Below are 8695 nucleotides of genomic sequence, written 5' to 3' on the forward strand. Positions count from 1 at the left end.
CCGCTACTCGTCCAGGCCCCGCTCGATCGCATACCGCACCAGGTCGACCCGGCTGTGCAGCTGCAGCTTGCCGAGGGTGTTCTGCACGTGGTTCTGCACCGTGCGATGCGACAGCACGAGCCGCTCGGCGATCTCCTTGTAGGTGACGCCCTTCGCGACCAGGCGCAGCACCTCGGTCTCCCGCTCGGTCAGCCGGGGCGCGTCCGGGTCCTCGGCCCGGGTCACCGTCGCCAGCCGCCGGAACTCCCCGAGCACCAGCCCCGCCAGACCTGGGGTGAACACCGGGTCACCCTCGGCGGTCCGGCGCACCGCGGCGAGGAACTCCTCCCTGGCCGCGGACTTCACCAGATATCCGGTCGCGCCGGCCTTGACCGCGTCGAGCACGTCCTGCTGCTCGCCGCTCGCGGACAGCATCAGGATCTTCACCTCGGGGCAGGACGCGAGCAGCCCCTGGATGACCTCGACCCCGGACCGGTCGGGCAGCTGCAGGTCGAGCACCACGACGTCGGGCCGGACCGATCCGGCGATCCGGACCGCCTGCGCTCCCTCGCCGACCGCCGCGACGACCTCGTAGTCCGCCTCGGCCAGATCCCGGGCGACACCTTCGCGCCACATCGGATGGTCATCGACCACCATGACCCGGAGTCGTCCCGCTGCGTCCACACCAGCACCCTATAGGCCCGCCCCACCAACGGCTGCCCGCCCGCCGGCCACCCGGCCGGTGCCCGACCGGATGCCGGGACGCCGGAAGGTCGCGGGCCGGACGGGGTCAGCGGGGGACCTGGAGCTCGATCTCGGTGCCGGTGGTGGGGCTGCTGGTGACGGTGGTGGTGCCGCCGAGGTCGCGGATTCGGCCGCGGATCGACTGGGCGACGCCCAGGCGCCCGGCCTGCTCGGCCTCGGTGAGGCGGCCGGCGGGGATGCCGGAGCCGTTGTCGCGGATGGTGATGGCGACGGTGTCGTCGAGCTCCTCGATCAGGAGCCAGGTCTTGGCGTCGGGGCCGGCGTGGAGCGTGACGTTGTCGACGGCGGCCGCGACGGCGGCGGCGACCTCGGCGGCGACCGGGGCCGGCAGCAGGACCTCGGTGGCGGGCGCGGCGACGCTGACACCGGTGGCGCTGTGCCGGTCGAGCAGCGGCCGCAGATCGACGAGGTCGGCATCGGTGCCGCGGGCCGAGAAGCCGGTGGGAGTGCCGGCCGAGGCGCGGACTGAGGTGCGGGTTGAGGTGCGGGAGAGGCTGGCCGGCAGGCGGAACGGGCCGCGGCCCGCGGCCGGCCCGGCGGCCGGCTGCGTGGTGCGGCGGGGACCGGTCGTGGCCGGCGGCGGACCGCTGGACGTGACCAGGCTGCGCAGGGTGGCCTCCTGCTCGCCGGCGAGGCGGCCCAGCTCGGCGGCCTCCCCGCCCAGCTCGGCGCCGCGGCGCTGGAGGAGCGCGAGGACCTGCAGGACGGAGTCGTGGATGCCGCGGGCGAGCCGTTCGCGCTCACGGGTCGCCGCCTCCAGCTCGGTCGCGCGCTGGAGGCGGGCCTCGGCGTCGATGGCGAGGCGGGCGATGTGGCCGATGCCGACGCCCGCCAGGAGCATGAGGACGGGCCCGTTGACGGTGGCCTGGGAGAAGCCGTCGCGGACGACCACGTCGGCGGCGCTCATCAGCAGCGCGGCGATCGCGCCGCGGCGGCGGCCGCCGGAGATGGCCCAGGCGACGACCGGGCTCGCCACCCACGCCATCGGCAGGGTCGGTGCGCCGACGCCGAGGCCGTCGGGCTGCACGATCCAGCGGGTGGCGAGCAGGCAGGCGGCGGTGACGGCGAGGTCGGCGGTGAGCAGCGGCCAGCCGCGGCGCTCGGGGCGCGCATAGGCCAGGCTGCTCACCACCGTCCAGGCGGCCATGACGGACAGGACGAGCCAGCCGCCGAGGGGCCAGTGGTAGTGCTGGAAATTGCCGATCATCAGCACCGCCGCGTAGCCGAGCGCGGCGATGCGGAAGACGAGCAGCGCCCGCCACAACGGTCCCTCGAGGGCCTTCATGACGTGCTCAGACCCAGCGGACCGGGGGCAGTCCGGCCTCGACGAGGGCGGCGTCGGTCTTGCTGAAGGGCTTCGAGCCCAGGAAGCCGGCCGGGTTCATCGGGCTGGGGTGGCCGGCCTCGACGATCGTGTGCTGCGGGTTGGTGACCAGGACGGCCTTCTTGCGGGCATAGGCGCCCCAGAGGACGAACACGACCCGGCGGGGCATCGAGTTGAGCGCGGCGATCGCGGCGTCGGTGAAGTGCTCCCAGCCCTTGTTGGCGTGGGAGGCGGCCTTGCCGGCGCGGACGGTGAGCACCGCGTTGAGCAGCAGGACGCCGTCGCTGGCCCAGCCGGTGAGGTCACCGTTGGCCGGCGGGGTGACGCCGAGGTCGTCGCGGAGCTCCTTGTAGACGTTGCGCAGCGACGGCGGGATCGACACGCCGGGGCGCACGGAGAAGCTGAGGCCGTGGGCCTGGCCCTCCTTGAAATAGGGGTCCTGACCGAGGATCAGCACCCGGGCCGCCTCGGGCGAGCAGAGCCGGAACGCGGTGAACAGGTCCGGCAGCGGGGGATAGACCGGGCCGGCCGCATACTCCGCCTCCACGAACGTCTCGAGCTTCTGCACGATCTCGAGATCAAGGTGCGGTTTCATCAGGTCCCGCCAGCCGGCGGGGAGCAGCTCGAGCAAATCCAACGACATGCACCGCACTCTACGAAAGCGGTACGACATTTTGCAGCCGGGCAAAACGCGGGGGTATGTCGGAATTGCCAACATTGCCGCGCTGAACCCGGGAGACTGGAGGCGTGGCGCACGTGGGACCAGTCGGGCATGGTGGCGAACCGTTGACGGTGCTCTGGGCATGGAGACAAGCCCAGCTGGAGCAGAACGGCCAGGAGCGGGCGGCGTCCCCGCGACCCAGACGGCACCAAGATCAGCCAAAGGACAGTCTTGCACAGGACGGACCGGATGAAGGGCCGAAACCCGGCGATCTGGGCTATCTCTCGCAGTTGCAGCAGCGGCTGCGCGACAGCGTGCGCGACGTGCGGGCGGTCGTGGCGCGGCTCGCCGACGTGCCGCAGGAGCAGCGCACCGTCCTGCACAGCGCGATCGCGGCCGACCCGGCGGCGGCCGAGCGCGGGTTCGTGTGGCTGCTGGAGCACTTCGACCGGCCGAGCGCCGTCGTGCCGCAGTTCGCCCAGCTGGCACCGGCGCTCGACGCGCTGATCGGGCCGCGCAGCCGGCAGCTGGACCTCTTCGGCGAGGCGCTGGTCGAGGCCGTGACCGAAACGTCCGGAAAAGGCGAAAATCCGGAGCAGCAGGACGAAACGGTGGGCGCTTGGCGCGAAGGCTGGCGGTTCGTCGTCGGCTGGCTGCGCCAGGGCAAGGCGCTCCAGCCCGACGAGACCCCGTTCTGGACCGCCACCGTCGTCGCCCACGACCAGCGCCGCGACGACGTGGCCGTGCTCCGTCTGGCCACCGACCTGCCGTACCCGGCCCGCGCCGGCCAGCGCGCCGTGGTCGAGCACCCGATGGTGCCCGGCGCGTGGCGGACCTGCTGGATCTCCGCCCCGCCCACCGGCGACAACCGCCTGGAGCTGCACGTCCAGGCCGGCCCGGGCGACGAGGCCGGCGGCGCGCTGGTGCACGGCACGAGGGTCGGCGACGCGCTGCGCCTGCACCGGGCCGAGGGTGAGTTCGTCATCGAGCCGCACGGCCGGGCGATCCTCATCGTCGCCGAGGATGTGCACGTCGCACCGGTGAAGGGGCTGCTGGACGAGCTCGCGGCGCGCGGGGACGAGCGGGTCGTGCACCTGTTCTGGGGCGTGTCGACCCGCGACGACCTGTACGACCTGGAGTCGCTGCGCGAGCACGCCGCCCAGTGCGCCCACGCCACCGTGCACGCGGTCGTGGCGAGGGGCCCGGCGCACCCGTACCTCAGCGGATCCCTGCCGCAGGTCGTCGTCGACTTCGCCGAGTGGACCTCGCACGACGTCTACCTGTGCGGCACCCCCTTCGGGGTCGGCGTGATGCGCAACATGCTGCTGGAGCGGTCGGTGCCGGCGGGCCGGATCCACGCCGTGACCCTGGACCGGCTCAGGGTTGCCACGACACCATCGTCGCGGTGATCACGGTGTTGCCCGAGTAGGTGCTCGTCGCCCGGTCGAACGTCCCGCCGCACGTGACCAGCCGCAGCTGGGCGCGGCCGGCGGGCCCGTACACCAGATCGGCCGGGAACTCGTGCTTCGGATAGAGCCGCACGCTGTCCACGGCGAACGTGACCGCCGAGCCGTCGCGCCTGGTCACGGTCACCGGATCGCCCGGTTTCAGGCGCCCGAGCCGGTAGAACACGGCGGGCCCGCTGCCGGCGGTGTCGACGTGTCCGACGATGACCGCGTTGCCGGTCTCGCCCGGTGTCGGTCCGCGCTGGTACCAGCCGACCTTCGACGCCTCCCGCAGCGACGGCGGGATGAGCGTGCCGTCCCGGTCGACGTCGACGCGTTCCACCGGGGCCTCGACCGAGATCGCGTCGATGCGCAGCCCGACCGGTGCCGACGCCGGGGCGCGCGCGACGGCCCCGGCGAACCCGGCCGAGCCGCTGGCCTCGACGACGGTCGGCGGCGAGGACGTGCCGTAGCCGGCGCCGATGAGCGAGACGCCGGTCACGGCCAGGGTGATGACACCGACGGCCGTCCCGGCCCGCCAGGTCCCGTTCGAGCGCACCAGAAGGTGCCGGGGGCGGTGCCGGTGGGCAGGGCTCACGCCGTCCTGCGGCGCAGCATCATCGCGCCCGCCGCGCCGACCAGCAGCAGCCCGCCCCCGGCGGCCATCAGCGTGCGGTCGGGTCCCCGCGCCGTCGACCCGCCGCCGGTCGGCACCCCGCCGCTCGGTGAGATGACGAGCTTGACCACCGAGGAAGTGCCGTCCGCGCAGTCGATGCTCACGTTGAACGTACCGGCGCTGACCGTCGCGGGGATGTCGACGGCCACCGAGAACGTGCCGTTCGACTTGCCCGCCTCCATCGGGATGCGGGAGGCCAGCCCGAGCGTGGTCCCGGAGACGTCCGCGGACTTCACGCCGTCGGGACAGACCGTGCTGAACGTGACGCGCCCGCCCGGTCTCACGGTCTCGGGGGTGACCGTGCCGGCGCCCTCGGCCGCCGCGACGCCGGGAACGGCGAGCGCGACAGTCGTGCCGGCGAGCATGGCGCCGGACAGCAGGAGTGTTCGCATGCTCCCATTGGCGGTCACGGTGGGGTGACCGCTGAACACCCTGGGCGTAGGAATTCGGCTGATAGAGTGGAAGGCTTCCAGAATCGGCCGCAACGAGTAGGAAATATCGCACGTGAGCGCCCCGCCGTGCGGAAGGCCTCGCGCATCTGAAATCCTGCGCGCAGGCGCCATAAGCGCCGGTCGCGGGCAATGGCGGCCGCAACCAGAAGCCGGACTGCGGGACGAGACGGGAACGACGCGCATGAGTGAGTACAAGATCACATATCCTGACGGCGAGCTCGACCTGCCGGCCCGCAAGGCGACGGAAGGGCCCGCGGGTCTCGAGATCGGCAAACTGCTCAAGGACACCGGTCAGGTCACCCTCGACACCGGTTTCGTCAACACCGCCTCGTGCGTATCGTCGATCACCTACATCGACGGCGACGCCGGCATCCTGCGCTACCGCGGGTATCCGATCGAGCAGCTCGCCGAGCGCTCGAGCTTCCTGGAGAGCTCCTACCTGCTGATCCACGGCGAGCTGCCGACGCCGGCCCAGCTTTCGGACTTCACCACCCGCATCCAGCACCACACGCTCCTGCACGAGGAGATGCGCCGCTTCTTCGACGGCTTCCCCCGCGACGCGCACCCGATGGCGGTGCTGTCCTCCGCGGTCAGCGCGCTGTCGACGTTCTACCAGGACAGCCTCAACCCGTTCGACCAGGAGCAGGTCGAGATCTCCACGATCCGGCTGATGGCGAAGGTTCCGACCATCGCGTCGTACGCCTACAAGAAGGCGATCGGCCAGCCGATGCTGTACCCGGACAACTCCCTGGGCTACGTCGAGAACTTCCTGCGCATGACGTTCGGCGTCCCCGCGACCCCGTACGAGATCGACCCGGTCGCGGTCAAGGTCCTCGACATGCTCCTGCTGCTGCACGCCGACCACGAGCAGAACTGCTCGACCTCCACGGTCCGGCTCGTCGGCTCCAGCCAGGCCAACCTGTTCGCCTCGGTCTCCGCCGGCGTCAACGCGCTGTTCGGCCCGCTGCACGGCGGCGCCAACCAGGCCGTTCTGGAGATGCTCCAGGTGATCCGCGAGGACGGCGGCGACGTCGCCAAGTTCGTCAACCGGGTCAAGGACAAGAAGGACACCAGCACCCGCCTCATGGGCTTCGGGCACCGCGTGTACAAGAACTACGACCCCCGCGCCGCGCTGGTGAAGAAGGCCGCGCAGGAGGTCCTCGGCCGGATGGCGAAGCCCGACCCGCTGCTCGACCTGGCGATGCAGCTCGAGGAGATCGCGCTGTCCGACGAGTACTTCGTCTCCCGGAAGCTGTACCCGAACGTCGACTTCTACACCGGCCTCATCTACAAGGCCATGGGCTTCCCGACCACGATGTTCACCGTCCTCTTCGCCCTCGGCCGGCTGCCGGGCTGGATCGCCCAGTGGCGCGAGATGATCAGCGACCCGGAGACGAAGATCGGCCGCCCGCGGCAGGTGTACATCGGTTACGGCGCCCGCGATTACGCGCCGATTGCTGCTCGGTAAAGACCCGCAGCGTCGACCGGTTCTTGCTCGTTTGTACCTTGACGGAGATCGACCCCGGCTGTCTCATACATGAGGTCCATCTGGGGTCGTTGTCCGTTTTCGACAGGGGAGACCGGTTTTCATGAGCGCGCCAACGTTGTCGCCGCTACTCACCGCGGCGGTGCAGGACCGGACCTCCGGAGCGACCGGGGTGGCCCGGCAGGTCCTCGACGGACTGGCCGAGTTCGTCCACGACCCGGCGATGCTGCGTGCGGTCGTCGCGCCGTTGCCCGGGCTCCTGCCGGGGTACGCCTCGATGTGGCACATCGCCCGCGCCGCCAACAGCGACGACCCGGGCCCCGCCCTGCGCGCGATCCGCGACCAGCTCGACCGCGACGTCGAGGCCAGCGTCGCCACCGCGGCCCGGCTGCTGCACCAGCGCGGCGGCTGGGCCCGCACCGCACCCAGCAGCGCGCTGGTCAAGGCCGTCGCCGCCCAGCTGCCCGTCGGCACCGTCGACGCGCCCGGCACCGAGGGCCTGCAGCCGGTGACCGGCATCGCCGGCGCCGACGCGATCAGCCCCACCAGCGTGCTCAACATCAAGGGCACCCTGGCGCTCGCGCAGAGCGTCCCGACGATCGTGGTCACCACGTCGCTGAAGCTGGTGCCGGAGCGGGTGTACGACGGACTCGGCTCGCCGCTGTTCGAGCGGATCCCGCTGTCCGCCTTCTGGGCCGTCGTCCTCGACGGCGAACTGCTGACCCCCGCGGAGGTCGGCCGCCGCGCCGCCGCCCTGTGCTGAGACCGCCGGCACCACCGCGGCGGTGTGCGAATCTGTGCGATTGCGTCGGGTCGGATGTTCCACAATGGACGGTCCATCGGCGCAGGTCGGACCAGCCGTCAAGACGGCACGGTTTGGGGCTGTGCAGTGGCTCACGTTGGGAGTACATTGCGTTGCATCCCAAGGACGCCGGGGCCGCCGCTTCCCCCGTGGCGGCGGCCCCGGTCTTGAGCCGGCGGGCCTGACGCGTTTCGATATGCGCGCCCGCGGAGACCACATCGACATGGTGACCACCGCTCGTCCGCGCGCCACCGCTCCCGCCCACGCCGCCGGGCCGCCCCCGCGCACCGTGTGGCTCATCGGCGGGATGATCCTGCTCGCGGTCCTGATCCTCGCGGCGGTCACCGTCGCCGTCTGGCGGGTCCGGCACGCGTCCGTCGACCGTGCCTCGCACACCGTCACCGCGGCCGTGTCCGGTCGCGACGCGGCGACACTGGACCTGCTCAGCGGCGTCACCGCCGTCACCGTCACCGCCGCGGACCTCGGCGACGTCCTCTACCGGGTCCGCACCCCCGGCGACGGCCGGATGGTCCCCAGCGTCACCGACCTCGACGGCCGGGTCGGCGTCCAGCTCAGCGACACCGGCAACGGCGCGCCGGACCGGGGCGCGGTCTCCGTCGAGCTCAACCGCGACGTGCGCTGGACCGTCCGCTTCACCGCCGGCGCCACGAGCAACACCGCCGACCTGCGCGGGCTGCGCGAGGTCGGCGGCGTCGAATACGTCGGAGGGGTCTCCAGCATCGAGCTGAGCCTGCCCGCCGCGAAAGGCACCGTCCCCGTCCGGATGAACGGCGGCGCCAGCACCTTCCGTGTCCACCTGCCGCAGGGCCTGCCCGTGAAGGTCGTCGCCGGTGGCGGCGCCGGCAGCGTCACCCTCGACGGCACCCGCCACGACGGGGTCGGCGGCGGTTCCGTGTTCCAGAGCGGCGACGCCGCCGCGAAGGACCGGTTCGAGATCGACAACGCCGCCGGCGTCTCCAGCGTCGTCGTGGACCGGTACTAGACCGGCACTAGGTGACTGGTGTTAAACGATGGTCTGGCCCGGAGGGCCAGACCATCGTTTTATGTCTATTTCAGGTAGTATGCGTGGGTGGCGTTGGGTAGG

9 protein-coding genes are annotated in these 8695 nt (G+C 71.8%); 4 read left to right on the top strand and 5 right to left on the bottom strand.

Translation table 11 applies throughout. The features are described from left to right. Positions 1–3: 3 nt before the first annotated feature. The 3 genes from ACZ6TV_RS21440 to ung form a co-directional block, all read right to left on the bottom strand. Entirely contained in the window at positions 4–636 is a 633-nt protein-coding gene (locus ACZ6TV_RS21440; protein WP_465298960.1) for a response regulator, read from the bottom strand. 133 nt (positions 637–769) lie between these two features. Continuing rightward, positions 770–2029: a MacS family sensor histidine kinase gene (gene macS / locus ACZ6TV_RS21445; RefSeq protein ID WP_465298961.1), complete on the bottom strand. Its 1260-nt coding sequence runs from the start codon at positions 2027–2029 to the stop codon at positions 770–772. A gap of 7 nt (positions 2030–2036) precedes the next feature. After that, the gene (gene ung, locus ACZ6TV_RS21450; protein ID WP_465298962.1) at positions 2037–2711 is read right to left on the bottom strand and encodes a uracil-DNA glycosylase; all 675 of its coding nucleotides are present in this window, start codon (positions 2709–2711) and stop codon (positions 2037–2039) included. Positions 2712–3019: 308 nt separating this feature from the next. On the opposite strand from ung, the gene ACZ6TV_RS21455 reads away from it, so the two are divergent. After that, complete coding sequence (locus ACZ6TV_RS21455; protein WP_465298963.1) at positions 3020–4138, top strand: hypothetical protein; 1119 nt, start codon at positions 3020–3022, stop codon at positions 4136–4138. Here the strand turns inward: ACZ6TV_RS21455 and ACZ6TV_RS21460 are convergent. Both ACZ6TV_RS21460 and ACZ6TV_RS21465 read right to left on the bottom strand, forming a co-directional pair. Continuing rightward, positions 4107–4733 (bottom strand): class F sortase, encoded by a 627-nt coding sequence (locus tag ACZ6TV_RS21460; RefSeq protein WP_465298964.1) that lies wholly within the window; start codon positions 4731–4733, stop codon positions 4107–4109. The two genes, ACZ6TV_RS21455 and ACZ6TV_RS21460, sit on opposite strands and share 32 nt — an antisense overlap. Before the next feature lie 35 nt (positions 4734–4768). Beyond that, a complete protein-coding gene (locus ACZ6TV_RS21465) occupies positions 4769–5242 on the bottom strand; it encodes a hypothetical protein (RefSeq protein ID WP_465298965.1) in 474 nt (157 codons plus the stop codon). Between the two features lie 241 nt (positions 5243–5483). On the opposite strand from ACZ6TV_RS21465, the gene ACZ6TV_RS21470 reads away from it, so the two are divergent. The 3 genes from ACZ6TV_RS21470 (at position 5484) to ACZ6TV_RS21480 (ending at position 8593) form a co-directional block, all read left to right on the top strand. Next, positions 5484–6770 (top strand): citrate synthase, encoded by a 1287-nt coding sequence (locus ACZ6TV_RS21470; protein ID WP_465298966.1) that lies wholly within the window; start codon positions 5484–5486, stop codon positions 6768–6770. 121 nt (positions 6771–6891) lie between these two features. Next, on the top strand, positions 6892–7551 hold the full coding sequence (locus ACZ6TV_RS21475) for a hypothetical protein (protein ID WP_465298967.1): 660 nt from the start codon (positions 6892–6894) through the stop codon (positions 7549–7551). Positions 7552–7813: 262 nt separating this feature from the next. Next, positions 7814–8593, top strand: a complete 780-nt coding sequence (locus ACZ6TV_RS21480; RefSeq protein ID WP_465298968.1) for a hypothetical protein — start codon at positions 7814–7816, stop codon at positions 8591–8593. The last annotated feature ends 102 nt before the right edge of the window (positions 8594–8695 follow it).

Source organism: Dactylosporangium sp. NPDC051087 (assembly GCF_055586325.1).